A 25,878-nucleotide genomic window follows, 5' to 3' on the forward strand; every position below is an offset into this window, starting at 1 on the left:
CAAGAATCACGGGCCGGTGGTGCCTGGCCGGCCGGCGGCTCACTGGTCGTCGTCCAGCCTCTCACCCTTGGCCGGAGTGCCGGTGCTGTCGCCGCCGGTGTCGTTGTCCGGCTCACCCGCCGGGTCCTCGCGGGGCGGGACGGCCCCCGGAGGCTCGCCGTCCGCCGTTCCCCGGCCCTGCTCCCCCGCGCCGCCGTCCTGGCGGTCAGGGGGCTCGGGCACCGGGTCGCCCGGGGTCGGCTCCGCGTCCGTGTCCTGGCCGTGCCCGGAGTGACCGTCGGCAGGGCCGTCGGCGTCCGGGCGGTCGGTGCCGGTCACCTCGCCTCCGGCCTCCTCGGCTTCGGATATACGGGACGCGCGCTTGCGCTGGCTGTACATCCTGATACCGGCCAGGACCACGAGGAGGAGACCTCCGGCGATCACCATCATCACCGTCGAGGTGATGGAGTTGACGTCCGCCTGGAACGCCATCGTCTCGCCGTACGGCTTGTTGTCCGCCGTGTAGAGCCGGGCGTGGATGGTCGTCTTGCCGTTGGCGCGCGCGATGGTGCTGAACTTGACCGACTGGCTGTGGCCACCGCTGACGGAGATCTCCTGGGGCGCGCTGACCTCAAGCCCGAACCGGCGGGTCGAGGTGAGCCGCAGCTCAAGACCCTCGATGTCCTGCACCAGATTGTTCTGGATCGTGATCGGGATGGTGGCGCTGCGACCGGAGAGCATGATCGGCGTCTTCTGGATGATGCGGACCTGGCTCCTCAGCTCCTCCAGGCCGTTCTGCACACTGGCGCGGTACTCGGACGCGGCTTGTGCCTCGCCGCGCCACGACGTGGACATCTCGCGCCGGATGGCGTTGCCGTACGGCGTCTCCACCCGGTCCCGCTGCGTCAGGATGACCGCGAACTCGTCCAGCGCCCGTTGCGTCTGCCGCATGGCCTGGAAAGCGCTGGTGGGCAGTTCCTGGTCACGCAGGGACTGCGGATAGTCGGCGGCCGAGGGCACGTCGGGGGACAGCGCGGGATCCGCCTCGGCGGTCGCCGTCTCCGACAGCGGGGCGAAGCGCACCCAGCTCCCGTCCTGCTGGAGGGTCGTGACGGCATCGGCCATCGCCTGCGCCTGCCGGGCGCTGGGCATCCGCTGGGGGGCCAGCAGGATGTTCCGCTCGTTCGCGGGCTCCTGCTGGGTGATGGAGAGGGTCTGGGCCAGGAGCTGCTGCGTGGCGAGGGAGGCCGCCGCGCCGCTGGCCATGTCGCCCTCGAAGAGCGTGGACAGCCGCGCGTCCGCGACGACGGCCGTGATGTCGTCACCCAGCGGGCGGGGAGCGGACGGCGTGTAGACGAGGGAGTCCGGCGCCCGGAGGCTGTCGCTGCGGGCGATGATCTTGTCGGCACCGGCCGAGGTGCCAACGGAGACGATCTCCGGGTCGATCGCGCCTTCCACGGGCCAGGTGAAGTCCGTGCGTGCCTCGACGTCCAGGATGGCCTGCACCGTGTCGCCCGCCATCACCGTGGCGTCCCTGAGATGCCCGAGCGCGCCCCTGACCTCCTGTCCCCGGTGCGCGAGCGCCGCGATGTCCGGGTCGGCGAACGGGAGGGCCACGACCTCCTCGTCGCGGACCACCTCCCGCAGTCGCTGGAGGAAGGCCCCGGCCTCCTCCTGGCCCTCGCCGTTGACCGCCCCGCCCGGGGTGTCGATCTGGTAGCCCTCGGTCATCGCCTCCACCGAGGCCAGGAGATCGGGATCGATCACCCAGGTCACCGGGAGGTTCGCGCCCAGCTCGACCAACTGGTCCAGCCTGCCGCCGGGGGAGATCTCCTGGAGCAGCGAGTCGTCACGGAACGCCGGTGTCTGCTCGTCGTCCGGCCCGGTCTCGGCGGTGAGATGCGTGGTCGAGATCAGCGGCCACAGGACCGTGAGCCCTGTCCGGCCGGAGTCGGCGCCGCCCTGCTGCCAGGGGAGCAGCGTCCGGCCCATGCCGTAGATGTGGTCCCAGCGCTCCGCCTCGGTCTGTCCCGTGAGGGTGACACCGATCTGGTAGACGCCGTCCTCGCCCAGCTCCAGCTCCTCGACCGGGACGTCGAGGGCGAAGGTGGCGGACAGCCCGGGATCGACGGTGCCCAGCTCCTGGGCGTAGTCGTCCACTATCGAGCCATCGACGGTGCGGTCGGTGAAGCCGTCACGCCGCAGCGCGTCCTCGATGGCGCTCCGGCTGGTCAGCTCCACCCCCGTCCGCGCGGCCACCGAGCCGTCCAGGATGGCGGTGTCGCCGTTGTTCGTGACCGTGCCCCGTACGGTGACGGTGTCGTCCGAGCCGGGGGAGGCGGGGGACACGTCCGTGATCGACACGGTCGTGAGCTGTGAGTCAGGGGTGACCTCGACGGGGACGGCGGCGGACGCCGGTGCGGCGCCCAGGCCGGTCAGGAGGGGCGTTCCCGCGGCCAGTCCGGCGAGCAGGACGCGCAGCCGCCTCGGCCGACGGCCGACGGCCTCCGGGCGCCGGTCCGGAGGGGTGCAGGACACCGTCTCTGCCACCTCTGCCACGCGCAAGCCCCGTTCCCTCGTACCGATCGGCCCTCATGGTAACGATGATCGCCGCGGCTGAGTGCCGCGTCTCCCCTACCCCGGCGGGGGGTACCGCCCGGGACCGGCCACGTACCCTGTGCTGTTGTGCCGAACGACACCAAAGACACACACGCCCGTCCCGACGCCCCGGAGCTGGGCCGGGTGCAGCGGCGGGCCATCGGTGAGCTGCTGCGGGTCGCTCCCGTCGCCGACGACCTGGCCGCCCGCTTCGCCGAGGCCGGTTTCTCGCTCGCCCTGGTAGGGGGCTCGGTCAGGGACGCGCTGCTCGGCAGGCTGGGCCACGACCTGGACTTCGCGACGGATGCCCGGCCCGACGACGTGCTGCGGATCGTCCGGCCCTGGGCGGACGCGGTCTGGGACGTCGGCATCGCCTTCGGCACCGTCGGCTGCCGCAAGGTCGCCCCGGACGCCCCGGGAGAGGCGGCCGGGCCCGGCGAGCGGGAGGTCCGTGACTTCCAGCTGGAGATCACGACCTACCGCTCGGAGGCATACGACCGCACGTCGCGCAAGCCGGAGGTGGCATACGGGGACTCGCTGGAGGAGGACCTGCTGCGGCGCGACTTCACCGTCAACGCCATGGCGGTCGCTCTGCCGCGCAAGGAGTTCATCGACCCGCACGACGGGCTGAGCGACCTCGCCCAGCGCGTGCTGCGCACTCCGGCGACTCCCGAGTCGTCGTTCTCGGACGACCCGCTGCGCATGATGCGCGCGGCCCGTTTCGCCGCGCAGCTGGACTTCACGGTCGCCGAGCCGGTCCGCGCCGCCATGGAGGCCATGGCGGACCGCATCGACATCGTGTCGGCCGAGCGCGTGCGGGACGAGCTGAACAAGCTGCTCGTGAGCGAGCACCCCCGCAAGGGCATCACCCTTCTCGTGGACGCGGGCCTGGCGGAACGGGTACTGCCCGAGGTGCCCGCCCTGCGGCTGGAGCGGGACGAGCACCACCGCCACAAGGACGTGTACGAGCACAGCCTCACCGTCCTGGAACAGGCCATCGCGCTGGAGGACGACGGGCCCGACCTGGTGCTGCGCCTCGCGGCCCTGCTGCATGACATCGGCAAGCCCCGGACTCGACGGTTCGAGACGGACGGCCGCGTCTCGTTCCACCATCACGAGGTGGTCGGGGCCAAGATGACCAAGCAGCGGATGACCCGGCTCAAGTACTCGAACGAGATGATCAAGGACGTCTCACGTCTGGTCGAGCTGCATCTGCGTTTCCATGGCTACGGCACCGGGGAGTGGACGGACTCCGCCGTGCGTCGCTATGTACGGGACGCCGGACCCCTGCTCAGCCGTCTGCACAAGCTGACCCGGTCGGACTGCACCACCCGGAACAAGCGGAAGGCACAGGCTCTCTCCGCCGCCTACGACGGCCTGGAACAGCGGATCGAGCGCCTGCAGGAGCAGGAGGAGCTGGACGCGATCCGGCCGGACCTCGACGGAAACGCGATCATGACCGTTCTCGGCATCGGCCCGGGGCCCGAGGTGGGCAACGCCTACCGCTATCTCCTGGAGCTGCGCATCGAACAGGGGCCGCTCGACCGTGACGCCGCCGAGCGGGCGCTCAGAGAGTGGTGGGCTGCCCAGAAGTGACCGTTTCACGTGAAACCGTCCACCGGTGCAGCCGGTGGACGGTGAACGCGGTCAGGGCGTAGAGCACGGCGACGGTCAGCAGGAGAGCGGCCGACCTGCCGTCGGACGGCAGTATCAGGGCCGCCAGCCCCGCCGCGCCGACAAAGGCGATGTTGAAGAGCATGTCGTAGAGGGAGAAGACGCGGCCCCGGAAGGCATCGTCCACAGCGGACTGCACCACCGTGTCCGTGACGATCTTGGGCCCCTGGGTCACCAGCCCCAGAAGGAAAGCTGCCACCAGCACCGGCAGCGGGCGGAAGGTCAGGCCCAACGGGGGCACCAGTACGGCCGCCGCTCCCGCGCACGCGGCGAACCAGCCCAGTCGGCCGAGCCGCGTCACGGCCCAGGGGGTCAGCAGCGCGGCGGCGAAGAATCCGGCACCGGAGACGGCGACCGCCACGCCGAGCAGGGCGATCCCCTCATTGCTTCCCGCGTTGCCGTCCGACCAGGAGTAGCGCGCCAGCATCAGCACGGTGACCAGCAGCGCGCCGTAGCAGAAGCGGAGCACCCCGACTCCCGCGAGGGTCCACGCGGCGACGGGCCGTTCCCCGAGGTGGCGGAGGGCTGCCACCAGACCGCGTGCGCTGTCGGCGACCGCTGTGGCGAGACGGGGCATCGCCGGCTGCTTCTCCGGGCCGAGCTGGTGGGCCTGGAGGGCCAGGGCGGAGAGTCCTGCCACGACATAGACGGCGGCGGCCAGCAGCAGCGCGGCGGCGTCCTCGGCCCCCTGTGAGCGGGCGACCAGCTGGACCACGAAGGAGGCTCCGCCGCCGATCGTCGCGGCCAGTGTTCCCGCGGTGGGCGAGAGCGAGTTGGCGATGACCAGCTGATCGCGCTCCACGACCTGGGGGAGACCGGCGGAGAGCCCGGCGAGGATGAAGCGGTTCACCGCGGTCACCGAGAGCGCGGCGAGATAGAACAGCCAGTCGGCCGCGTCCACCAGGACCAGAACGGCTGTGGCGAGCGCCATGCCGCTCCGCAGCAAGTTGCCATGGAGCAGTACCTGGCGGCGGCGCCAGCGGTCGAGCAGAACACCCGCGAAGGGCCCGAGGAGCGAGTAGGGCAGCAGGAGCACGGCCATCGCGGCGGCGATGTCGCCGGGGGTGGTCTGCTGCTCGGGCGAGAAGACCACATAGGTGGCCAGTCCGACCTGGAAGACGCCGTCGCCGAATTGCGACAGGAGCCGCACGGTCAGGAGCCGCCGGAAGCCGGCGACGCGCAGCAGGACCCGGAGCTGACCGGAGGTGCCGTCCCGCTGTCCCGGTCCGCTACGTTTCACGTGAAACATCCGCTGGGTCGGTTCTGTCGCCACGGGTCCCCCACTTCACATAGGGCGTCGGTTGGACGCTGGAGACGGCGGGGCGACGCAAGGTGAGGACATCGGCCGCGCCGTCCAGGACGCCGCCGCCCGGGTCGTCGGAGCCGTCGCGCCGGATCATGTCGTTCTCGGGACGGACGATGTCCCGGATCACCATCGCGCAGAAGTAGAGGGTGCCGGCCAGGTGCAGGATCACGGCCCACTGGTAGCCGTCGAGGGAAAGCCCGTCATGGTCCTCGGAGTTGAGGTAGGCGAGGTACATCCAGATCCCCAGGAAGTACAGCACCTCGCACGCCTGCCAGATCAGGATGTCCCGCCAGCGCGGCCGGGCGAGCACCGCGAGCGGGATCAGCCACAGCACATACTGCGGTGAGTAGACCTTGTTGGTCAGGATGAACAGCGCGACCACCAGGAAGGCCAACTGTCCGAGTCGTGGGCGACGTGGCGCCTTGAGCGTCAGCAGGGCGAGCGCGCCACAGCCGAGGAGGACCAGCCCGGTGGCATAGGCGTTGACCGAGCTGAGGTCGAAGTCCGTCCGCTGGGCGATGATCAGCCAGAACGAGCCGAAATCGACGGAGCGCTCCTCGCTGAAGGTGTAGAACTTCGCCCACCCGTCCGGAGCGCCGATCATCACCGGCAGGTTCACCGCGAGCCAGGCAGCGCTCGCCGCCGCGGCCGTCGTCCCGAAGGCCCGCCAGCGGCCCGCGCGGAGGCAGAGGATGAACAGCGGCCCGAGGAGCAGCGCCGGATAGAGCTTGGCGGCTGTCGCCAGGCCGATGAGGATGCCGGTGGCCAGGGGACGGCTCTTGGACCACATCAACAGGGCCGCCGAGGTGAGTGCCACCGCCAGGAGGTCCCAGTTGATCGTCGCGGTCAGCGCGAGCGCCGGGGCGAGGGCGACCAGCAGGCCGTCCCAGGGGCGGTGGGCGTGGGTGCGACTGACGCAGAGGGCCATGACCACCGCACAGATCATCAGCAGCCCGGAGTTGGCCATCCAGTAGATCTGACCGGGCTGGGCCGCGGAGTCCGGGGTGACCCACGCGGTCATCTGCATCAGGAGGCCGGTCAGCACGGGGTACTCCAGGTACTCCATGCCGCCGGAGATCCGGTCGGGGATGGCGTCGAAGTACGGAGTGAGCCCTTCGGCGAAGCCGCGGCCGGTGTAGAGGTGCGGGATGTCGGAGTAGCACGCGTGGGTGTACTGGGCCGTGGGGCTCTCGAACCATCCGCCCTCGTAGCAGGACGCCTTCTGTGCCATGCCGAGCGCGAACATCCCGATCATGACCAGAGCGACGATCCGCAGGGGGTTCCGCCGGTCGCGGCCGGGCAGCGCCCGTCGGCCGGCGGGGCCGCCGATCAGCTCGCTTGCTGCGGCGGCCACCTCGTCCTGGACGGTGGGCCGTGCGGCCGGTCGCGGCAGGGGATGGTCCATGACCACATCCTGCCGCACGGCCCCACCGTCACGAGGTCAGGGCACAGCGGTCAGAAGATTCCGCCGTTGCCTCCGTCCGCGCCGCGGTCCGTTCCTTCCGGCCCGCCCGGCGTTCCCTCCGTGGTCCCGCCGGGTTCGCCCGTGGTGCCTTGGTCGGCGCCTCCTGGCTCCCCCGTGGTGCCTTGGTCCGCACCGCCGGGATCACCCGTGGCGCCCCCGTCGCTGCACGGGTTGAAGATGTCGCCACAGGTCTCGGTCGGCGAGGGGGGCGGCGGCTCCTCGGTGGTCGGCTCGTCCGTGGGCTCGTCCGTGGGCTCCTCGGACTCCTCCTCCTGCGTGGGCTCGTCCGTCGGGTCCTCGGTCTCGGTCGGACTCGGCGTCGGGCTCTCGGCCTGCTCGTCCCAGACGATGGTGCCCAGGTCGTCCGGCGGTTCGGGGAACTCCTGCTCCTCGCCGTTGGACGCGGCGCTCATGAAGCTCATCCACGTCGTGAGCGGCAGCGAGCCACCGGTGATCTTCGGCAGGCCAGCGGTTTCGTACATCTCTAGGAACTGACCGACGCTGACGTCGTCGCCCTCGTAGATGTCCTCCTCCGAGTCCGCCTGGCGCCACATGCCGATCGCCGTGGAGAGCTCGCTGCTGTACCCGACGAACCAGGCGCTCTTGTTGTCGTCCGTGGTCCCGGTCTTCCCTGCGGCGGGGAAGCCGATGTCCGCGGCGCGGGAACCACTGCCGTCCTGGATGACGCCTTCGAGCATGTTCGTCACGGTGTCCGCGACGTCCGACTCGAACGCCTGGGTGGGCGAGTCCGGGCGGTCGAGGACCACCGTGTCACCTCGCCGCAGCTCCGACACGGAGTACGGCTCGTTCTGCTCGCCGCTCGCGGCGAAGGTGGAATAGGCCGTCGCCATACGGATCGGTCCTGGGTGCGAGACACCCAGGGCGAACGTGGGGACGTCCTCACCGTGCGGGCCGAGGCTGTCCTCCAGCAGTCCGGCGTCCATGGCGGCTTCCGCGACCGTGTCCGGGCCGATGTCCATGCCCAGCTGGACGAAGGGGCTGTTGGCCGAGACGTTGGTCGCCTCCCGCAGCGTGATGTCACCCTGGGAGTTGCCCTCGAAGTTGTCCTGCTCCCAGGGGACCTGCTCCCCTGTCGCCTCGTCGTCCACCATCAGCGTCTCGCCGTCGTACGTCTGGATGACGAGCCCGTCCTCACTGCGGTACATGCTCTCCGGGGACACGACGGTCCGGCTGTCGGGCCCCTGCTCCGGCCCCCCGTCGGGGTCACGGATGCCGTCCCGGAAGGCCGCCGCCAGGACGAACGGCTTGAACGTCGAGCCCACCTGGACGTTCGGGCTGTCGGCGTTGTTGACGTAGTGCTCCTCGTACGCCGGGCCGCCGTAGATGGCACGGATCGCGCCGTCACCCGGTTCCACGGCCGCGCCGCCGAACTGCACGTAGCGGTCCTCCGGGCGCTCCTCCGGGTCGAGCGCCTCCGAGGCCTCGTTCACCGCGGCTTCCATCTGGTCCATCATCGTCTGGTCGAACGTGGTCTGGATCGTGTAGCCACCCTCGGCCAACTCGTCCGAGTCCAGATCCGTGTTGGCGAAGATGTAGTTGTTCGCCAGCTCGACGAGATACCCGATCTGCCCGGTCATGTTCACCGCGCGCTCCGGCGGCTGGACCTCGGGGAACCCCTCGGCGACGATCGCGTCCCGCTCCGCCTCGGTCAGCTGCCCGACCGTGACGCGCCGTCCCAGGACGTCCAGCCAGCGGTTCTCCGACCGCTGCTGCCGGGCCTCGCTGCTCTCACCCGTCTCGGGATCGAAGGGGTCGTAGAGGCTGGGGCCCTTCAACTGACCCGCGAGGAAGGCGATCTCCCCGGTCGTCAGTTCGTCGGGGCTCTTCTTGAAGAACGTCTCGGACGCCGCCTGGATACCGCACGCGTTCCGGCCGAAGCAGGAGGTGTTGAGGTATCCCTCAAGGATCTGTTCCTTCGACTGCTCGATGCCCACCCGGACCGACAGCAGCAGCTCACGGAACTTCCGGGAGATCGTCTGGTCGGAGCTGAGGTACATGTTCTTCACGTACTGCTGCGTGATGGTGGAGCCCGACTGGACGTCCCCGCCGCGCGCCATGTTCAGCATGGCGCGGCCGATGCCGACCGGGTCGATGCCCGCGTCGTCCCAGAAGGAGGCGTTCTCCACCGCGACGACGGTGTCCTGCACCTCCTGGGGGATGTCCTCCAGCGGGACGATCTGCCGGTTCACGTCGCCGAACGACGTCATGCGGCTGCCGTCGGCCCACAGATACGTGTTGCTCTGGGCGTTGGCCACGTCGTTCGCGTTCGGGATGTCGGTCATCGAGTAGGCGACGCCGACGAGCCCGACCATCATCAGGAAGAAGCCCATCGCCGAGCCGAGGACCTGACGCCAGGACGGCAGCCAGCGGCGCATCCCCGTGTATCCGGACCGCGGGTAGTCGATGAAGCGCTTCTTCCGCGCGTCCGGGCGCCCTCCGCGCCGCCGGCCGCCGCGCTGCGCGGCACGCCTGGCCTCCGCCCGGCTTCCGTACGGTTGTTCGCGTGTCGCGCCGGAGAGGGTGTCTCCCACCCTCCCGTCGTCCGCCGGTGGCGGCGGTGGCGGCGGACCGGCCCGGCGGCCGGACGACGCCGCGGCGCGGCGACCGCGCCCTGGCGGCTGTTTGCGACGGTGCTCGCTCATGGGACAGCTACTCCTCGGACAGACGCCATCGCCTCGTGACGGCAGGTACTACTGGCTTGTTCGACTCCCCCGAAGTGCGGCCCGACCTGATGTTCGGACGCACGGCACCACGGACCAAGACGCCGATCTGCGCCCTGAAGTTCCCCGCCGCGGTGGTCTGCACGGCCCAAGACTACGCAGCACCGGCACCGGCGTTTCCAGGGATGGGGAGCAATTGGTGCGAATCACGCAAGGTGAAGAGAAGATGTGACCCCGTTCACCGACGTTCGGCTTGCCGACTCTTCCGGGCCGTTCTATCGTCAGGATGTATCGCACCGATACATCGGGACGAGACAACGCATGACGGCGCGCCAGCGCACGTCGGCGAAGGCACCAGGGCACGGCACAGCACACGGACGGACAAGGCACGCGCATGAGGACGGAGGTGGTCTCACCGGTGAGCCGACGCTCAGGGATTCTGGAGTTCGCCGTCCTCGGCCTGCTGCGTGAATCCCCGATGCATGGATACGAGCTGCGGAAGCGGCTCAACACCTCGCTCGGTGTCTTCCGCGCCTTCAGCTACGGCTCCCTCTACCCGTGCCTCAAGACGCTCGTGCAGCAGGGCTGGCTGGCCGAGGAGCCGGGACATCACCCGGCCGACCCCCGGGCCGCCGCACCCCTGTCCAACCGCCGGGCCAAGATCGTCTACCGGCTCACCGCCGAGGGCAAGGAACGCTTCGAGGAACTGCTCGACCAGACCGGTCCCGACGCGTGGGAGGACGAGCACTTCGGCGTCCGCTTCGCGTTCTTCGGCCAGACCTCCCGCGACGTGCGGATGCGCGTCCTGGAGGGACGGCGCAGCCGGCTGGAGGAACGCCTCGCGAAGATGCGCGCCTCGATGGCGCGCACCCGGGAGAAGCTGGACGCCTACACCCTCGAACTGCAGCGACACGGCATGGAGTCCGTGGAGCGCGAAGTCCGCTGGCTCAACGAGCTGATCGAGAGCGAGCGGGAAGGACGCGATCAGCGCGACCAGCGCGACGATCGGGACCTCACGCGCGAGCGCGAGTGGCCACCGTCCGACGACACCACCACATAACACCCCGCGACGTAGCGGGGCAGGTCAAGCACACACACAGGGAGCAAACCGGTATGGGTTCGGTTCGCGTAGCCATCGCCGGCGTGGGCAACTGCGCCGCCTCGCTGGTACAGGGCGTCGAGTACTACAAGGACGCCGCCCCGGACAGCCGGGTTCCGGGTCTGATGCACGTCCAGTTCGGCGACTACCACATCTCGGACATCGAGTTCGTCGCCGCCTTCGACGTCGATGCCAAGAAGGTCGGCATCGACCTCGTCGATGCCATCGGCGCCAGCGAGAACAACACCATCAAGATCTGCGACGTGCCCCCGAGCGGCGTGACCGTGCAGCGTGGCGAGACGCACGACGGTCTCGGCAAGTACTACCGCGAGACCATCGTCGAGTCCGACGAGGCCCCCGTGGACGTCGTGCAGGTCCTCAAGGACACGCGCGCCGACGTGCTCGTCTGCTACATGCCGGTCGGCTCCGAGAGCGCCGCGAAGTTCTACGCCCAGGCGGCCATCGACGCCAAGGTCGCGTTCGTCAACGCCCTCCCGGTCTTCATCGCCGGTACCAAGGAGTGGGCGGACAAGTTCACCGAGGCGGGCGTGCCGATCGTCGGCGACGACATCAAGTCGCAGGTCGGCGCGACCATCACCCACCGCGTGATGGCGAAGCTGTTCGAGGACCGGGGCGTCGTCCTGGAGCGCACCATGCAGCTGAACGTCGGCGGCAACATGGACTTCAAGAACATGCTGGAGCGCGACCGGCTCGAATCCAAGAAGATCTCCAAGACCCAGGCCGTCACCTCGCAGATCCCCGACCGGGACCTCGGCGAGAAGAACGTCCACATCGGCCCGTCCGACTACGTCGCCTGGCTCGACGACCGCAAGTGGGCCTACGTCCGCCTCGAAGGCCGTGCCTTCGGTGACGTCCCGCTGAACCTTGAGTACAAGCTTGAGGTGTGGGACTCCCCCAACTCGGCCGGTGTCATCATCGACGCCCTGCGCGCCGCGAAGATCGCCAAGGACCGTGGGATCGGCGGCCCGATCCTGTCGGCGTCCTCGTACTTCATGAAGTCCCCGCCGGTCCAGTACTTCGACGACGCCGCCCGCGAGGCCGTCGAGAAGTTCATCCGCGGCGAGGTCGAGAGCTGAGCCCGCTCCGCACCCGCACGGCGGATCGCGTGGGCCGCACGGCCGGTCCCACGGACACATGAGAAAACGGCAGCCCCGGTCGCGACCCGGGGCTGCCGCCGTCTGTGCCGCCCGGCGGAGCGGGCGGGGTGTGTCAGCGGTTGACGACCCGGTCCACCTGGGTCGTCGTGTGCCGCAGGATCGCCTTCAGCTCGTCGCCGACCTTCGGCCCTGACGCCTCCGCGGGCACGAACAGGATCGAGACCTGCATGTGCGGCGGCTCGGCGAACCAGCGCTGCTTGCCGTCCCAGACGAACGGCGACAGGTTCCGGTTCACCGTGGCGAGCCCCGCGCGTGCCATGCCCTTCGCCCGCGAGGTGATGGTCTGGAGCGCCTTGGGCGCCTCGAGACCGACGCCGTGCGACGTGCCGCCCGCCACGACGGCCAGCCAGCCGTCCGCGGGGGCCCGCTGCTGCCGGTAGCCGAACCGGTCGCCCTTGGCCACCGGCGTGACGTCCAGGACCGCGCCGCGGTACTCCGTGGCGCCGTGGTCGCCCAGCCACAGCCGGGTCCCGATCCGCGCCCGGAAGCGCGTCTGCGGGAACTGCTGCCGCAGCCGTGCCAGCTCGGGCGCCGTCAGGTGGCTCACGAACATCGTGTCCAGCGGGAGCCGCGCGGCCCGCAGCTGGTCCATCCAGCCGATGACCTCCTCCACCGCGTCGGAGCCGTCCGTGCGGTCCAGCGGCAGGTGGATGGCGAAGCCCTCAAGACGTACGTCGTCCAGCGCGGCCTGGAGCTTGCCCAGGTCGCGCGGGGTGACGCCGTGCCGCTTCATCGAACTCATGACCTCGACCACGACGCGCGACCCGACCAGCCCGTACACGCCGTCCACCGAGGAGGCGGAGCGGATCACGCGGTCGGGGAGCGGCACGGGCTCCTCGCTGCGCCGGTAGGGGGTCAGGACGAGGATGTCGCCGCTGAAGCGGTCCTTCATCGTCGCGGCCTCGTACGTCGTGCCCACCGCGATGATGCCGGTGCCGAGCTGGTCCACCTCCTCGGCCAGCCGGTCGTGGCCGAATCCGTAGCCGTTCCCCTTGCAGACGGGGATCAGGTCCGGGAAGTCCGCGAGCACCGACCGCTGGTGCGCCCGCCAGCGGTCGTTTTCGACGTAGAGGGTGAGCGCCATGGCCGAGGAGACCTCTTCTCTGTTCTCTGTGAGCGTTCTGGGTGGCTCTGTGTCGCGGGCCGGTTCCCGGGCTGACGCCGGACGGTCCTAGCGGCGGGACATGTACATGTCGAATGCCTTGTGCAGCAACTTGTTCAGCGGGAAGTCCCACTCGCCGAGGTACTCGGCCGCCTCGCCGCCCGTCCCCACCTTGAACTGGATCAGGCCGAAAAGGTGGTCGCTGTCCTCCAGTGAGTCACCGATCCCGCGCAGGTCGTACACATCCGCCCCCATCCCGTAGGCGTCCTGGAGCATCCGCCACTGCATGGCGTTGGACGGCCGGACCTCGCGCTTGTGGTTGGCGGAGGCTCCGTACGAATACCACACATGGCCGCCCACGATCAGCATGGTCGCGGCGGCGACCGGCTCACCCTCGTGCTGGGCGATGTACAGGCGCATGCGGTCCGGGTCCTCGGTGTTGAGCGCCCGCCACATGAGCTGGAAGTACGACAGCGGCCTCGGCCGGAAATGATCACGTTCCGCCGTGATCTCGTACAGGTGCTGCCACACGGGGAGCTGGTCGTAACCGCCCCGCACGACCTCGACGCCCGCCTTCTCCGCCTTCTTGATGTTGCGCCGCCACAGCTGGTTGAAGCCCTTGTGGACCTCCTCAAGCGACCGCCCGCGCAGCGGGATCTGGAAGACGTACCGGGGCTGCACGTCGCCGAACCCCGCGCCGCCGTCCTCGCCCTGCTGCCATCCCATACGGCGCAGCCGGTCGGAGACCTCGAAGGCGCGCGGCTCGATGAACGTCGCCTGGACGTCCCGCAGCCGCTTGACGTCCGGGCTCTGGATGCCCGCCTTGATCGCCGCCGCGTCCCACCGCCTGATGACGACCGGCGGCCCCATCTTCACCGAGAACGCGCCCTGCTGCTTGAGGTGCGCGAGCATCGGCTTCAGCCACTCCTCAAGGTTGGTCGCGTACCAGTCGATGACCGGTCCCTCGGGGAGGTACGCGAGGTACCGCTTCATCCGCGGCACCTGGCGGTAGAGCACCAGACCGGCGCCCACCAGCCGTCCCACCCGGTCGAACCAGCCCAGCGACTCCGAGCGCCAGGCGGACTTCACATCGCCCCACGCCGGCACCTGCATGTGACTGGCCGACGGCAGTGAGTTGATGTACGCCAGATGCTCCTCGCGGCTGATGGTCCTCAGGGTCAGGCTCATACGGGCGCTCCTCCGGTCGCCGGCTGCGTCAATCGCAGGGTCTGGCCGGAAGCCTAACGGCGCACACGCCGTCCGGCCGCCTGTAGGGCCGACATCCCTCGGCCGTCAGTCCAGCCAGCCGTTCCAGAAGCCGCCGTTCGCCAGCCCGATGTAGAGGCCCACCCCGGCCGCGCCGAGGCCGATCACCGTCACGAAGCGCTGCGCCGTCGTGGCGGAGTGCATCTGGGTCCAGCCGCCCGCCAGCAGACCGGCGACGCCGACCCAGGCGCTGATGATGTGGAGACCGGAGAAGATCGCCGTGATGGCCGCCGCGGCGCCGAGCGCCAGGGTCAGGAAGGCCAGCCGGTTCTCCCTCGGGTGGGGTCGGCCATCGGTGTTCATCCAGGATCCGGCACGGGCCAGCGGTCCGTGCTGCGCGGCCTGAGCCATGCGGGGCACCTCCAGGACAGGGGGGACGTGCGGGTACGACACCTTTGTCCGCTCTCTCCAGGGTGCTCCTCGCTCCGCCCCGATTTCAACCGGAAGGGCAACGCCAGGTACGGTGTACTGTCCGCCCTTCCGTCACCGGACGGTGCGGGCACGCATCACGACCCTCCTGCCACGGAACGACCGTGGCCGCCTGAGTCCGAAGGAGGTGGGTTTACGCATGCGTCACTACGAGCTGATGGTGATCCTCGACCCCGAGCTTGAGGAGCGCGCTGTCGCCCCCCTGATCGACAGCTTCATGACCGTCGTCCGCGAGGGCAACGGCAAGGTCGAGAAGGTGGACACCTGGGGCCGTCGCCGGCTCGCCTACGAGATCAACAAGAAGCCCGAGGGCATCTACTCCGTCATCGACCTCCAGGCCGAGCCGGCTGTCGTCAAGGAGCTCGACCGCCAGCTCAACCTGAACGAGTCGGTCATGCGGACGAAGGTCCTCCGCCCCGCCACGCACTGAACGGCTGCTGAGTCCCCGGTCGGCGAGCATCGCTCGGCGGGCGACGGGACGGCCGGGAACGTCCGGCATAGCGAGTAGCACTGTCAGTGCCGTAGGCCATCATCGCAGCAACAGCAGTTAACCCCCGCCGAGAGGTTCCCCCAATGGCAGGCGAGACCGTCATCACGGTCGTCGGCAACCTGGTCGATGACCCCGAGCTGCGCTTCACCCCGTCCGGGGCGGCGGTCGCGAAGTTCCGTGTCGCGTCCACCCCGCGCGTGTTGGACCGGCAGACCAGCGAGTGGCGGGACGGCGAGAGCCTCTTCCTCACCTGCTCGGTCTGGCGCCAGGCGGCGGAGAACGTCGCCGAGTCCCTGACCAAGGGGACGCGCGTCATCGTGCAGGGCCGCCTCAAGCAGCGGACCTACGAGGACCGCGACGGTGTCAAGCGCACGGTCTACGAGCTTGAGGTGGACGAGGTCGGCGCCAGCCTGCGCAACGCCACGGCCAAGGTCACCCGTGCCACCGGGCGCGGCGGCCAGGGCGGCGGCGGTGGCGGCTGGGGCGGTCCTGAGGGCGGTGGCGGCCAGGGCGGCCGTGGTGGTCAGGGAGCGCCCGCGGGCGACCCCTGGGCCACCGGTGCCCCGGCCGGCGGCCAGCAGGGCGGTGGCCAGGGCGGCGGCGGTGGCGGCTGGGGCGGTGGCTCCGGCGGTGGCTACTCGGACGAGCCGCCGTTCTGACGGCTCTCATCCACACTTCTGTTTGAACTCACCGGAGAAACACCATGGCGAAGCCGCCTGCGCGCAAGCCCAAGAAGAAGGTCTGCGTCTTCTGCAAGGAGAAGATCTCCTACGTTGACTACAAGGACACGAACCTGCTGCGGAAGTTCATCTCCGACCGCGGCAAGATCCGTGCCCGCCGGGTGACCGGCAACTGCACCCAGCACCAGCGCGATGTCGCCACGGCGGTCAAGAACAGCCGCGAGATGGCGCTGCTCCCCTACACCTCGACCGCGCGATAAGGACAGGGTGGTTCACGCATCATGAAGATCATCCTGACCCATGAGGTCTCCGGCCTCGGCGCGCCCGGCGACGTCGTCGAGGTGAAGGACGGGTACGCCCGTAACTACCTGCTGCCCCGCGGCGTGGCGATCCGCTGGACCCGTGGTGGCCAGAAGGACGTCGAGCAGATCAGGCGCGGTCGCAAGATCCGCGAGATCGCCTCGATCGAGCAGGCCAACGAGGTCAAGAGCCAGCTGGAGGGCGTCACGGTCCGGCTGAAGGTCCGCGCCGGTACCGGCGGTCGGCTCTTCGGCTCGGTGACCCCCTCGGACATCGCGTCGGCCGTGAAGACGGCCGGTGGTCCCGACGTGGACAAGCGCCGCATCGAGCTGACCACCCCGATCAAGGCCCTCGGCACGCACCGGATCTCCGTCCGGCTGCACCCCGAGGTCGTCGCGAACGTCGGCCTCCAGGTGGACGCCGCGAAGTGACACGTCCGATGGCCGCGTCCCGCTTCGGCGGGGCGCGGCCATCGTCGTGCGACGGGGCGTGGGCGGGCCGGTCCCCGCGCCGTCTCAGGCGCGTGCGGCTCCGGTGACCACCCAGCGGCCCGTCCGCGCGCGCAGGGTCAGCGTGACGAGCCTGATGGCCATCATCAGGCCGCCGAAGACCCACCACAGCGCCGTGACCCCGCCGCCCAGCGGGCGTACCAGGAGCACGGCGGGGGTGAACAGCGCGAGCGTCAGCAGCATGGCCCGCGCCAGGTACGGCCCGTCGCCCGCTCCCGTCAGGACGCCGTCCAGGACGAACACGATCCCCGCGACCGGCTGGCAGAGCGCCACCACCAGGAGGACCGGCAGCAGGTGGTCGCGTACGTCGGCGTCACCCGTGAACAGGAGCAGCAGCACGGGGCTCGCCGCGGCCGTCAGCGCGCCGAGCACGGTGCCGGAGACGATGCCCCAGCGCACCATGCGGGCGCAGGCGGAGCGCGCGCCCGTGGCGTCGCCCGCGCCGAGGTAGCGCCCGATGATGGCCTGGCCCGCTATCGCTATGGCGTCCAGGGCGAAGGCGAGGAGCGTCCAGACGGTCAGCGCGATCTGATGGGCGGCGATGTCGGCGTCGCCCAGGCGGGCGGCCACGGCGGTGGTCAGCAGGAGGACGGCGCGCAGCGAGAGCGTGCGCACCAGCAGCGGGATCCCGGCCCTGGCGCTGCCGAGGATGCCCACGGCGCTGGGCCGCAGGTCGGCACCGTGCGCGCGGGCTCCCCTGAGGACGACGCGGAGGTACGCGGCGGCCATGCCGAACTGCGCGAGGACGGTGCCCCAGGCCGATCCGGCGATGCCGAGGTCCAGGCCGTAGACGAAGAGCGCGTTGAGCGCGATGTTTCCCGTGAAACCGGCGAGGGCGACGTACAGGGGCGTGCGGGTGTCCTGCAGTCCGCGCAGGATTCCGGTGGCGGCGAGGACCATCAGCATGGCGGGCACGCCGACGGCGCTCACGCGCAGGTAGGTCGTCGCGTAGGGGGCGGCGGTCGGGGAGGCGCCGAAGAGATCGACCAGGGCGGGCGCGGTCGGCAGGACGACGGCGAGCAGGACGGCCCCGAGGAGCAGGGCGAGCCAGATGCCGTCCATCCCACGGCGGATGGCGGTGGCCGGGTCGTCGGCGCCGATGCTGCGGGACACGGCCGCGGTGGTCGCGTAGGCGAGGAAGACGAAGACGTTCACGACGGTGCCGAGGAGCGCCGCGGCGACGCCGAGACCCGCGAGCTGCGGGGTCCCGAGGTGACCGATCATGGCGCTGTCGGCCATCAGGAAGAGCGGTTCGGCGACCAGGGCGCCGAAGGCGGGCAGGGCGAGTGCGAGGATCTCCCGGTCCTGACGGCGTCGGGTGGGGACAGGGGCGGGCATGGGGTGATCCAAACATCCACAGGTAATAGATGCAATGGGTACTGAGTCCTTACCTGGCGGACGTGGTGACATGTCCGCGCGCAGTGTTCGGTCCGTTCCGGTACTCGATCCCCAACTTTTTTCCGGCCGTGGGCGTGGATCGGTAAAAGTGCAGGTCAGAGGGCTTTTTAGATGATCTTGGTCAGGTTCTCCACAGGCGCGCCCCGGTTGTCCACCGCTTCGTCCACAGGAATCGGGCCGTCATCCACAGGGTCTGATCTGAAATCCACATAGCCTGTGGATAACTTGGTTGGTCCTCCCCTCGTGTGCCCGTACCGTAGGTGCCCGCACCGGCCGCTGGATGTCAGAGCTGTGCCGTATCAAAGAAGGACAGCACGGCGGATTTCCGGGCCGGGAGGAGGCGGGATCGATGGCTGATCTCGAACACGCGGGACCCTCGTGGGACGACCTCGGGTCGGAGGAGCACGCGGAGGTCGCACGGCCTCGGCAGAGCGCCGAGGAGGGCATGGACGAACGCTCCGCGTTCGAACGTCTGCCCCCACAGGACCTCGCCGCGGAACAGTCCGTCCTCGGCGGCATGCTGCTCTCGAAGGACGCGATCGCCGAGGTGGTCGAGGTCCTGCGCGGCCAGGACTTCTACAAGCCGGCGCACGAAATGATCTACAGCGCCATCCTGGATCTCTATGCCAAGGGCGAGCCGGCCGACCCGATCACCATCGCGGCCGAGCTGACGAAACGCGGCGAACTGGCCAAGGTCGGTGGCGCCGGGTACGTGCACTCGCTGGTCCACATGGTCCCCACGGCGGCGAACGCCGAGTACTACGCCGAGATCGTCCACGACCGCGCCGTCCTGCGTCGCCTGGTGCAGGCGGGGACGCGCATCACGCAGATGGGATACGCGGCGGACGGCGACGTCGATGACATCGTCAACTCGGCCCAGGCCGAGATCTACGCCGTCACCGAGCAGCGCACCGCCGAGGACTACCTGCCGCTCGGCGACATCATGGAGGGCGCGCTCGACGAGATCGAGGCCATCAGCAACCGCAGCGGCGAGATGACCGGTGTGCCCACCGGCTTCACCGACCTCGACTCCCTGACGAACGGGCTGCATCCCGGCCAGATGATCGTCATCGCCGCCCGCCCCGCGATGGGAAAGTCCACCCTGGCCCTCGACTTCGCGCGCGCCTGCTCGATCAAGCACAAACTGCCCAGCGTGATCTTCTCCCTGGAGATGGGGCGCAACGAGATCGCCATGCGCCTGCTCTCGGCCGAGGCCCGGGTGGCGCTGCACCACATGCGCTCGGGCAGCATGACGGACGAGGACTGGAACCGGCTGGCCCGCCAGATGGCCGAGGTGAACGAGGCGCCGCTCTTCATCGACGACTCGCCGAACCTCTCGATGATGGAGATCCGGGCGAAGTGCCGTCGGCTGAAGCAGCGCAGTGACCTCCAGCTTGTCGTCATCGACTACCTCCAGCTCATGCAGAGCGGCGGCAGCAGACGGCCGGAGAGCCGTCAGCAGGAGGTCTCGGAGATGTCCAGGAACCTCAAGCTCCTCGCGAAGGAGCTGGAGGTCCCGGTGGTGGCGCTGTCGCAGCTGAACCGTGGTCCCGAACAGCGCACCGACAAGAAGCCGATGGTGTCCGACCTGCGGGAGTCGGGCTCCATCGAGCAGGACGCCGACATGGTCATCCTGCTGCACCGTGAGGACGCCTACGAGAAGGAGTCCCCGCGCGCGGGGGAGGCCGACCTGATCGTGGCCAAGCACCGTAACGGCCCGACGGCCACCATCACCGTCGCCTTCCAGGGCCACTACTCCCGCTTCGTGAACATGGAAGGCGGCTTCTGAGCCGAGGTGTTCGGCCGTGCATCTCGGCACCCGGGGGCGCGTGGCCTGTGCAGGGCCGAAACAGCCTGGCCCGCGGGAGCGTCCGCCCCCTAGCGTAAGTGCTCGTGACCGGCGGCGCGTGGCGCGTCCGACCTCGGGATACCTGCGGTGACGGTCTGAACTGGACGGATGACAATGGTCGATGGTGCGCCCGCGCGGTCCGAGGCCGCCGAGGAGGGCATATTCTCTCGGCGCCACAGGACCGCCACAGCCAGCTTCGCCGCGGTGATGTTCCTCACCGGCTTCGCGGCCCTCGCCGTCATCCCGATCCTCCCGACGGCGGCGCGGGACCTGGACGGCGTCTCCCTGTTCCCGCTGGTGGCGGGCTGCTTCGTGGCGGCGAGCCTGCTGGGCGGGGTCCTCAGCGGTCACTGGGCGGACCGCTCCGGGGCGCGCGGCCCGCTGGCGGCGGGCTTGGCGCTGACGGTGGTCACCCTGGTGGTCTCGGCGACCAGCACGTCCATCTGGCAGCTCGCGGGCGGGCGCTTCCTCGACGGGCTGGCCGCGGGCATGGTCGCGGTGGCGATCAACACGGCCATCGGCCAGACGTACCCGGAACGGCTGCGGCCCCGTGTGCTGGCCTTGATGAGCGCGTGCTGGATCGTCCCGTCGCTGGCGGGGCCTCCGGTGGCCGGGCTGGTGTCCGAGTGGTGGTCCTGGCGGCTGGTGTTCTTCGGCCTGGCCGCTCTGACCCTGGTTCCGGCGCTCGTGCTGGTGGGTGTGCTGCGGGGTGATTCCTGGCACAGGAGGGCCGAGCCGCCGGACGGCGCCGCGTCCCGTCCGCCGTTGCTGCTCGCCTCGTTGGTGAGCCTGGGGGCCGCGCTGGGGCAGTACGGCGTGTCCGGCTGGGACGCGCGGCACCTGCTCTTCGCGGCCGGGGGCGCCTGTCTTCTCGTGCTGTTCGCGCCACGGCTGCTGCCCCGGGGCACATGGCGGGCGGTCCGCGGTCTCCCGGCCACGGTGTTGCTGCACGGCCTGGCCGCCGGAACGTACTTCACGATCGAGGCGTTCGTGCCGCTGATGCTGATCACGGAGCGGGGGGTGACCGGGGTGGGGATCGGCCTGGCGTTCACCGGGGCCGCCGTGACGTGGGCCGCCGCCTCCTGGGTGCAGGGGCGCCTGCTGGAGGACCAGCCCCGGCATCGGCTGGTCGCGGTGGGCGCGCTCGTGATGGTGGTGGCGGTCGCGCTGGCCGTGCTGGGGACCTTCCCCGCAGTACCGGCTCTCACCGCCGCCTCTGCGATGCCGGTGGCAGCGGTCGGCATGGGACTGCTGGCGCCCTCCCTGACGGTGCTGTCCCTCGCGCACAGTCCGCTCGGTCGGCAGGGCTACGCGAGCAGTGCGATGCAGACCAACCAAAATCTGGGGCAGGTCACGGTCATGGCCCTGTCCTCCGGCGTGCTCACCGCGGGCCTGGGGATCGGCGTGGCCGAACTGGTCGGCTACCGAGCAGCCTTCGGATTGCTGTTCGTGCCGACCCTCCTGATCGTTCTGCTGGCCGGGCGTGCCCGCAGGGTCGGCGCCACCACCAGCACCGCCGTCGCCGGTCAGCTCGGTGCACGGTCTCCGGCCGACGGCGAGGTCGGTGTGGGCACGGCGGAGGCATAGCGACGGGCGGGCGAGTCCGGACGAGCGCGGTGTTTCACGTGAAACACCGCACTCGCGGGAAAAGCCGTCAACGTGTCGTATGGGCTCCACCGTTCACATGAAGCGTCTGTCCCGTGATGTGCCGGGCGCCCGGCGAGGCGAGGAAGAACGCCGTCTCCGCGATGTCCGCCGGTGTCCCCGGCCGCTTGTTGTGGGTCTCCTCGACCAGCGCCGTGCGCCGGGCATCGCTGAGCGCGCCCCCGAAGAAATTGGTCTCATCGACAAAGCCCGCCGCGATGACATTGCTGGTCACCCCGCGCGGGGCCAACTGGGCGGACAGAAAGGTGTGCCAGGCCGAGAGCGCGGCCTTGGCCGCGCCGTAGGAGCCGCCACGCCGTTCCGCGCCGATGGAGCCGATGCTGATCACGGCACTGCCCTCGGCCAGTTTCTCCTGGAACGCGGTGGTGGTGAGCACCGCGCTGAGGAGGTTCAGCTCCAGATCCGCGCGCCACCGCGCCGCGTGGGCCGCCATGGGTGACAGACCGTCCGTCGGGGGATCGGCGAGGCCGCCCGCCGCGTTGACCAGCACATCGACGTGTGTGAACTGCTCCGCGAGTGCGGCGATCTGCTCGGGGTCCGTGCCGTCGCAGGCGATCCCCCGCGCACCGATGGACTTCGCCGTGGCCTCGACGGTCCCGGGGCTGCGGCCGGTGATCGTGACCTCGGCCCCGGCGGCGGCGAACAGTTGGGCGGTGGCGCGACCGATTCCGCTGGTACCGCCGGTGATGAGGACGATTCGGGGCATCTCGCGCTCCTCTGCTAATGTTTAGACCTAAATGATTCTAGGACAGAGGAGACGGTGCCATGGGCGAGTTGCGGGCGCCGTACCCCGTCACCGAGATCGCCGCCGCCTGGCAGCGGGAGCGGCCCGGGACACCGACCGGATCGATCGAGATCGTGACGCCGATCCTGTGGCTCGCGAAGCTGTTCTCGGACGACCGGGCCCGCGTGCTGCGTGAGGCGGGCATCGACGCGGCGACGCTCGACCTGCTCTCGGTCCTGCGGCGGTCCGGCGCGCCGTACGTCCTGACGACCCGGGAGATCGCGCGGCGGACGCTTGTGACGGCCGGGGCGGTCTCGCAGCGCGTGGCGCGCGCCGAGCGGCAGGGGCTCGTCACCCGGGCGCCCGGCGCGGAGGGACACCGTTCGGTCGAGGTGACCCTGACGCGCGCCGGGCACGCACTCGTCGAGCGTTCCGTGGACGCGGTGCTGGAGCGGGAGGTGACGCTCATCGCCTCGCTGTCCACGCAGGAACGGGCGGCGCTCGCGCTGCTGCTCGACCACCTCTTCACCGACGTACGGGCCCGTACCGCCGAGTGAGCGGCGGGCCGTCACAGCACGTCGGACAGCTCCTGGAGCAGGCGGAGCTTGGAGCGGGCGCCGACCAGCGACTTCACCGGCTCGCCCGCGCGGAAGAGCATCAGCGTCGGCATGGACAGCACGCCGTAGGCCGCGGCCGTGCGCGGGTGATGGTCCACGTCCAGGCTGACGATCTTCAGCTCGCCGACGCGTTCGCGCGCGATCTCGGCGAGCACCGGGGCGATCATCCGGCACGGCGGGCACCAGTCGGCGGTGAACTTCACCAGGACGGGCAGGTCTGCGGCGAGCACCTCGGCGGCGAAGCTCTCGTCGGTCACCTCGGTGACATGGGTCGCGGTGTGCTGCACGGCTCGGTCTCCTCTCGATCGGTCTGCGGGGGGACCAACTCGCAGCGGGGTTCCGGCGCGGCGCTCGCCGAGGCGAGCAGCAGCCGCTCGCGCACGGTCTCGCGTACCGCGTTCAGCTCGGCGATGCAGGCGTCCAGTTCGGCGAGCTTGCTCCGGTAGACGTCGAGGGAGGCCGGGCAGGTGTCGCCGGTCGGATGCCCGGCGCGCAGGCACTCCACGAACGGCCGCGTCTCCTCCAGGCCGAAGCCGAACGCCTGGAGGGCGTGGATCTGCCGGAGCAGCCGCAGGTCGTCCTCGCCGTAGGTGCGATGCCCCTGGGCGTCGCGCCGTGCGGGAAGCAGGCCGCGTGTCTCGTAGTAGCGCAGCGCGCGCGGCGTCGTGCCCGCGCGGGCCGCCAGTTCTCCGATACGCATCGAGCCCCCTTCCGTCGAGGTGGTCGCCCACGACGCTAACCGTTGACGTCGGCGTCAACGCCAGCGTCGGCGTGCCCCTTCCCGGGTGAGCGGCGCCACTCTCCCCGCTTGACTCTGCACGGCGTTCTATTAAAGTGCGCTATATGAAAACTGAACACCGTGCAGGAAATGTGCGGCGTTCTGTCCGACCGGGAGAGGGACGGGAACATGAGCAGAGTCGTGCTGTTCGACGAGTTGGGCGGCCCCGAGGTGCTGCGCTTCGCCGAGCTGCCCACGCCGGAGCCCGGCGCGGGCGAGGTGCGGATACGGGTGCAGGCCATCGGGCTCAACCGCGGCGAGGCCCGTTTCCGGGACGGCGGCTACTGGTACGACGCGACCCTCCCCGCCTCGCGCCTCGGCGGGGAGGCGTCCGGCGTCGTCGAGGCGGTCGGCCCCGGCGTGACGGAGGTGGCGCCGGGGGACGCGGTGAGCGTGCTGGTGATCGGACCCGTGATGTCCACCCAGGGCGTGTACGGCGAGACGGTCACCGTCCCCGTCGGCTCGGTGCTGCGCCGCCCGGCCGACGTGGACCCCGTCACCGGCGCCGCACTGTGGATCTCGCACCTGACCGCCTACGGCGCGCTGGTCGAGGTCGCCGGGGTGCGGCCGGGCGGCACGGTGGTCGTCACGGCCGCCTCAAGCTCCGCCGGGCTCGCCGCCGTCCAGACCGCCCGCCACCTCGGCGCCGTGCCGATCGCCGTCACGCGCAGCCCGGACGTGAAGGGCGACCAGCTGCGCGCGGCCGGTGCCGAGCACGTGCTCGCGGCGGGCGACGACCTGGCCGACCGGGTGCGCGACCTGACCGCCGGACGCGGCGCCGACGTCGTGCTCGACGCGGTCGGCGGCCCCGGGCTCACCGCACTCGCCCTCGCGGTCGCGCGCGGCGGCGTCCTCGTCGTCTACGGCTGGCTGGACGACCGGCCCATGCCGATGCCGCGCAACTGGCCGCTGCGGATGTACGGGTACGCCGTCCATCTGGTCGTCGAGGACCCCGAGGCGCTGCGACGCGGCCAGGACTTCGTCCTCGCCGGGCTCCGCTCCGGGGCGCTCACCCCGGTGATCGACCGGACGTTCGGCTTCGACGACATCGCCGCGGCGCACACGTACCTGGAGGGCAACGGCCAGGTCGGCAAGATCGTGGTGACGGTCCCGTGAGCGCACGGCACGCCGCGGTGATCGCGCGGCTGATCGACGCGATCAACGAACGGGACGGCGCGCGGCGCGGCGCGCTGGTGGCCGAGGTCTTCACCGAGGACTGCCGCTACACCGACCCGGACGACGACGCGCGGGGCCGCGACGCCGTCGCGGCGCTCTTCGGGCGCCTGGCCGAGGGCAGGCCGACCGACCTCGCGTTCTCCTTGGCCGGGCCGGTGGACGCGCACCACGAACAGGCGCGCTTCACCTGGCACTTCGGCCCGCCGGGCGGCCGGGCGGTCGCGTCGGGGACCGATGTGGCCGTCTTCGCCGGAGGACGCGTCCGGCGGCTCTACGCGTTCTTCGACCGGTAGGCCCCCGCCCGCGCGGCCAGCGCCGCGTCCTCGGCCGCGCGGGCGGGCAGGTCGGGATCCGGCGGGTTCCGCAGCAGGACGAGCCCGTGGTAGAGCGGCGCGGTGGCGGCGACGAGCAACCGCCGCGCGTCGGTGTCGGGCGCGGCCTCGCCCCGGCCGACGGCGCGGGCCACGATGACCTCGCAGCGCGCGTACCGGTCGTCCCAGAGACGTTCCAGCGCCCGCGCGGCCTCGCCGGAGCGGAACGAGGCGGCGATCAGGGCACGCGCCACCGGCGGCGCCTCGGTCAGCGCGGCGTACACCTCGTCGTTCAGCGCCAGCAGGTCACCGGCGAGGGAGCCGGTGTCAGGGGGCGGCCAGTCGTCGGCGCTCGTGGCGTCCAACGCCTCGGCCAGCAGGCCCCCGACGTCCCGCCACCTGCGGTAGACGGTGGCGCGATGCACGCCGGAGCGGGCGGCGACGGTGTCGATGGACATGCCGTCGAACCCGCGCTCCACCAGGTCGGCGAGCACGGCGGCGACGACCTGCTCCCTGACGCGGGAACTCCGCCCGCCGGGGCGCCGGGCGGGCGTGGCGGCGTCTTTCGTGGTTGCCGGGGAATCGGGCTCCATGCCATCATGCT

24 protein-coding genes are annotated in these 25,878 nt (G+C 70.6%); 12 read left to right on the top strand and 12 right to left on the bottom strand.

The features are described 5' to 3' along the window. Positions 1–39: 39 nt before the first annotated feature. Positions 40–2,538 (bottom strand): DUF6049 family protein, encoded by a 2,499-nt coding sequence (locus tag IF27_RS02215; RefSeq protein WP_190232768.1) that lies wholly within the window; start codon positions 2,536–2,538, stop codon positions 40–42. A 126-nt stretch (positions 2,539–2,664) separates the two neighbouring features. On the opposite strand from IF27_RS02215, the gene IF27_RS02220 reads away from it, so the two are divergent. Next, a complete protein-coding gene (locus IF27_RS02220) occupies positions 2,665–4,173 on the top strand; it encodes a CCA tRNA nucleotidyltransferase (protein ID WP_052847500.1) in 1,509 nt (502 codons plus the stop codon). On the opposite strand, the gene IF27_RS02225 is transcribed toward IF27_RS02220, so the two are convergent. Genes IF27_RS02225 through IF27_RS02235 form a run of 3 tightly spaced genes read right to left on the bottom strand, consistent with a single transcriptional unit; the run spans position 4,145 to position 9,685 of the window. Next, a complete protein-coding gene (locus tag IF27_RS02225; RefSeq protein ID WP_223290878.1) occupies positions 4,145–5,491 on the bottom strand; it encodes an MFS transporter in 1,347 nt (448 codons plus the stop codon). The two genes, IF27_RS02220 and IF27_RS02225, sit on opposite strands and share 29 nt — an antisense overlap. Continuing rightward, complete coding sequence (locus tag IF27_RS02230; RefSeq protein WP_052847502.1) at positions 5,481–6,962, bottom strand: glycosyltransferase family 87 protein; 1,482 nt, start codon at positions 6,960–6,962, stop codon at positions 5,481–5,483. The genes IF27_RS02225 and IF27_RS02230 overlap by 11 nt, the downstream gene beginning before the upstream one ends. 50 nt (positions 6,963–7,012) lie before the next feature. Continuing rightward, positions 7,013–9,685, bottom strand: coding sequence for a transglycosylase domain-containing protein (locus tag IF27_RS02235; protein WP_110945446.1), 2,673 nt, complete (start codon positions 9,683–9,685; stop codon positions 7,013–7,015). 436 nt (positions 9,686–10,121) lie between these two features. Between IF27_RS02235 and IF27_RS02240 the strand changes: the two genes are divergently transcribed. Both IF27_RS02240 and IF27_RS02245 read left to right on the top strand, forming a co-directional pair. Next, positions 10,122–10,763 carry a PadR family transcriptional regulator gene (locus IF27_RS02240; protein WP_052847901.1) on the top strand — a complete coding sequence of 214 codons (642 nt, stop codon included), beginning with the start codon at positions 10,122–10,124 and terminating at the stop codon, positions 10,761–10,763. 53 nt (positions 10,764–10,816) lie between these two features. Continuing rightward, positions 10,817–11,899, top strand: a complete 1,083-nt coding sequence (locus IF27_RS02245; RefSeq protein ID WP_052847504.1) for an inositol-3-phosphate synthase — start codon at positions 10,817–10,819, stop codon at positions 11,897–11,899. A 133-nt stretch (positions 11,900–12,032) separates the two neighbouring features. Here the strand turns inward: IF27_RS02245 and IF27_RS02250 are convergent, their stop codons facing one another. The 3 genes from IF27_RS02250 to IF27_RS02260 form a co-directional block, all read right to left on the bottom strand. Then, positions 12,033–13,064: an alanine racemase gene (locus IF27_RS02250; RefSeq protein ID WP_052847505.1), complete on the bottom strand. Its 1,032-nt coding sequence runs from the start codon at positions 13,062–13,064 to the stop codon at positions 12,033–12,035. 87 nt (positions 13,065–13,151) lie between these two features. After that, positions 13,152–14,270 (bottom strand): lipid II:glycine glycyltransferase FemX, encoded by a 1,119-nt coding sequence (locus IF27_RS02255; RefSeq protein WP_052847506.1) that lies wholly within the window; start codon positions 14,268–14,270, stop codon positions 13,152–13,154. A 105-nt stretch (positions 14,271–14,375) separates the two neighbouring features. Next, positions 14,376–14,699 carry a hypothetical protein gene (locus IF27_RS02260; protein ID WP_052847902.1) on the bottom strand — a complete coding sequence of 108 codons (324 nt, stop codon included), beginning with the start codon at positions 14,697–14,699 and terminating at the stop codon, positions 14,376–14,378. Positions 14,700–14,916: 217 nt separating this feature from the next. On the opposite strand from IF27_RS02260, the gene rpsF reads away from it, so the two are divergent. The 4 genes from rpsF to rplI all read left to right on the top strand — a co-directional run bounded on the left by rpsF (position 14,917) and on the right by rplI (position 16,678). Then, on the top strand, positions 14,917–15,207 hold the full coding sequence (gene rpsF / locus IF27_RS02265) for a 30S ribosomal protein S6 (protein WP_052847507.1): 291 nt from the start codon (positions 14,917–14,919) through the stop codon (positions 15,205–15,207). Positions 15,208–15,350: 143 nt separating this feature from the next. Further along, a complete protein-coding gene (locus IF27_RS02270) occupies positions 15,351–15,926 on the top strand; it encodes a single-stranded DNA-binding protein (protein WP_052847508.1) in 576 nt (191 codons plus the stop codon). Between the two features lie 44 nt (positions 15,927–15,970). Further along, positions 15,971–16,207 carry a 30S ribosomal protein S18 gene (rpsR, locus tag IF27_RS02275; protein WP_003978893.1) on the top strand — a complete coding sequence of 79 codons (237 nt, stop codon included), beginning with the start codon at positions 15,971–15,973 and terminating at the stop codon, positions 16,205–16,207. A gap of 21 nt (positions 16,208–16,228) precedes the next feature. Beyond that, the gene (gene rplI / locus IF27_RS02280) at positions 16,229–16,678 is read left to right on the top strand and encodes a 50S ribosomal protein L9 (RefSeq protein WP_052847509.1); all 450 of its coding nucleotides are present in this window, start codon (positions 16,229–16,231) and stop codon (positions 16,676–16,678) included. 84 nt (positions 16,679–16,762) lie between these two features. On the opposite strand, the gene IF27_RS02285 is transcribed toward rplI, so the two are convergent. After that, positions 16,763–18,094, bottom strand: a complete 1,332-nt coding sequence (locus tag IF27_RS02285; RefSeq protein ID WP_052847510.1) for an MATE family efflux transporter — start codon at positions 18,092–18,094, stop codon at positions 16,763–16,765. 409 nt (positions 18,095–18,503) lie between these two features. Here IF27_RS02285 and dnaB point away from each other — a divergent pair, with 409 nt between their 5' ends. Beyond that, positions 18,504–19,943, top strand: a complete 1,440-nt coding sequence (gene dnaB, locus IF27_RS02290; protein WP_052847511.1) for a replicative DNA helicase — start codon at positions 18,504–18,506, stop codon at positions 19,941–19,943. Between the two features lie 174 nt (positions 19,944–20,117). Then, entirely contained in the window at positions 20,118–21,590 is a 1,473-nt protein-coding gene (locus IF27_RS02295) for an MFS transporter (RefSeq protein ID WP_110945447.1), read from the top strand. Between the two features lie 67 nt (positions 21,591–21,657). Here IF27_RS02295 and IF27_RS02300 read toward each other — a convergent pair whose 3' ends face one another. Continuing rightward, a complete protein-coding gene (locus tag IF27_RS02300; RefSeq protein WP_052847513.1) occupies positions 21,658–22,374 on the bottom strand; it encodes an SDR family NAD(P)-dependent oxidoreductase in 717 nt (238 codons plus the stop codon). A gap of 59 nt (positions 22,375–22,433) precedes the next feature. On the opposite strand from IF27_RS02300, the gene IF27_RS02305 reads away from it, so the two are divergent. Continuing rightward, positions 22,434–22,949 (top strand): MarR family winged helix-turn-helix transcriptional regulator, encoded by a 516-nt coding sequence (locus IF27_RS02305; RefSeq protein WP_052847514.1) that lies wholly within the window; start codon positions 22,434–22,436, stop codon positions 22,947–22,949. A gap of 11 nt (positions 22,950–22,960) precedes the next feature. On the opposite strand, the gene trxA is transcribed toward IF27_RS02305, so the two are convergent. Both trxA and IF27_RS02315 read right to left on the bottom strand, forming a co-directional pair. Next, complete coding sequence (gene trxA / locus IF27_RS02310) at positions 22,961–23,296, bottom strand: thioredoxin (protein WP_052847515.1); 336 nt, start codon at positions 23,294–23,296, stop codon at positions 22,961–22,963. Continuing rightward, positions 23,263–23,709 carry a MerR family transcriptional regulator gene (locus IF27_RS02315; RefSeq protein WP_052847516.1) on the bottom strand — a complete coding sequence of 149 codons (447 nt, stop codon included), beginning with the start codon at positions 23,707–23,709 and terminating at the stop codon, positions 23,263–23,265. Before IF27_RS02315 ends, trxA begins: the two co-directional genes overlap by 34 nt. A 207-nt stretch (positions 23,710–23,916) precedes the next feature. Here IF27_RS02315 and IF27_RS02320 point away from each other — a divergent pair, with 207 nt between their 5' ends. Together IF27_RS02320 and IF27_RS02325 are read left to right on the top strand one after the other, a co-directional pair. Beyond that, positions 23,917–24,903 carry a zinc-dependent alcohol dehydrogenase family protein gene (locus IF27_RS02320; protein ID WP_052847903.1) on the top strand — a complete coding sequence of 329 codons (987 nt, stop codon included), beginning with the start codon at positions 23,917–23,919 and terminating at the stop codon, positions 24,901–24,903. After that, complete coding sequence (locus IF27_RS02325) at positions 24,900–25,256, top strand: nuclear transport factor 2 family protein (protein WP_110945448.1); 357 nt, start codon at positions 24,900–24,902, stop codon at positions 25,254–25,256. The genes IF27_RS02320 and IF27_RS02325 overlap by 4 nt, the downstream gene beginning before the upstream one ends. Here IF27_RS02325 and IF27_RS02330 read toward each other — a convergent pair. Further along, positions 25,235–25,867 carry a TetR/AcrR family transcriptional regulator gene (locus tag IF27_RS02330; RefSeq protein ID WP_052847517.1) on the bottom strand — a complete coding sequence of 211 codons (633 nt, stop codon included), beginning with the start codon at positions 25,865–25,867 and terminating at the stop codon, positions 25,235–25,237. The genes IF27_RS02325 and IF27_RS02330 overlap by 22 nt on opposite strands. Positions 25,868–25,878 lie beyond the last annotated feature (11 nt).

The organism is Streptomyces avicenniae (assembly GCF_000719135.1).
Taxonomy (GTDB): Bacteria; Actinomycetota; Actinomycetes; order Streptomycetales; family Streptomycetaceae; genus Streptomyces; species Streptomyces avicenniae.

Coding starts and splice junctions, on each gene's coding strand:
- rplI (WP_052847509.1), top strand. CDS start 16,229: ATGAAGATCATCCTGACCCATGAGGTCTCCGGCCTCGGCGCGCCCGGC.
- IF27_RS02285 (WP_052847510.1), bottom strand. CDS start 18,094: ATGCCCGCCCCTGTCCCCACCCGACGCCGTCAGGACCGGGAGATCCTC.
- IF27_RS02230 (WP_052847502.1), bottom strand. CDS start 6,962: ATGGACCATCCCCTGCCGCGACCGGCCGCACGGCCCACCGTCCAGGAC.
- IF27_RS02330 (WP_052847517.1), bottom strand. CDS start 25,867: ATGGAGCCCGATTCCCCGGCAACCACGAAAGACGCCGCCACGCCCGCC.
- IF27_RS02250 (WP_052847505.1), bottom strand. CDS start 13,064: ATGGCGCTCACCCTCTACGTCGAAAACGACCGCTGGCGGGCGCACCAG.
- IF27_RS02305 (WP_052847514.1), top strand. CDS start 22,434: ATGGGCGAGTTGCGGGCGCCGTACCCCGTCACCGAGATCGCCGCCGCC.
- IF27_RS02255 (WP_052847506.1), bottom strand. CDS start 14,270: ATGAGCCTGACCCTGAGGACCATCAGCCGCGAGGAGCATCTGGCGTAC.
- IF27_RS02300 (WP_052847513.1), bottom strand. CDS start 22,374: ATGCCCCGAATCGTCCTCATCACCGGCGGTACCAGCGGAATCGGTCGC.
- IF27_RS02315 (WP_052847516.1), bottom strand. CDS start 23,709: ATGCGTATCGGAGAACTGGCGGCCCGCGCGGGCACGACGCCGCGCGCG.
- IF27_RS02270 (WP_052847508.1), top strand. CDS start 15,351: ATGGCAGGCGAGACCGTCATCACGGTCGTCGGCAACCTGGTCGATGAC.
- IF27_RS02295 (WP_110945447.1), top strand. CDS start 20,118: ATGGTCGATGGTGCGCCCGCGCGGTCCGAGGCCGCCGAGGAGGGCATA.
- rpsF (WP_052847507.1), top strand. CDS start 14,917: ATGCGTCACTACGAGCTGATGGTGATCCTCGACCCCGAGCTTGAGGAG.
- IF27_RS02260 (WP_052847902.1), bottom strand. CDS start 14,699: ATGGCTCAGGCCGCGCAGCACGGACCGCTGGCCCGTGCCGGATCCTGG.
- IF27_RS02245 (WP_052847504.1), top strand. CDS start 10,817: ATGGGTTCGGTTCGCGTAGCCATCGCCGGCGTGGGCAACTGCGCCGCC.
- rpsR (WP_003978893.1), top strand. CDS start 15,971: ATGGCGAAGCCGCCTGCGCGCAAGCCCAAGAAGAAGGTCTGCGTCTTC.
- IF27_RS02235 (WP_110945446.1), bottom strand. CDS start 9,685: ATGAGCGAGCACCGTCGCAAACAGCCGCCAGGGCGCGGTCGCCGCGCC.
- IF27_RS02320 (WP_052847903.1), top strand. CDS start 23,917: ATGAGCAGAGTCGTGCTGTTCGACGAGTTGGGCGGCCCCGAGGTGCTG.
- dnaB (WP_052847511.1), top strand. CDS start 18,504: ATGGCTGATCTCGAACACGCGGGACCCTCGTGGGACGACCTCGGGTCG.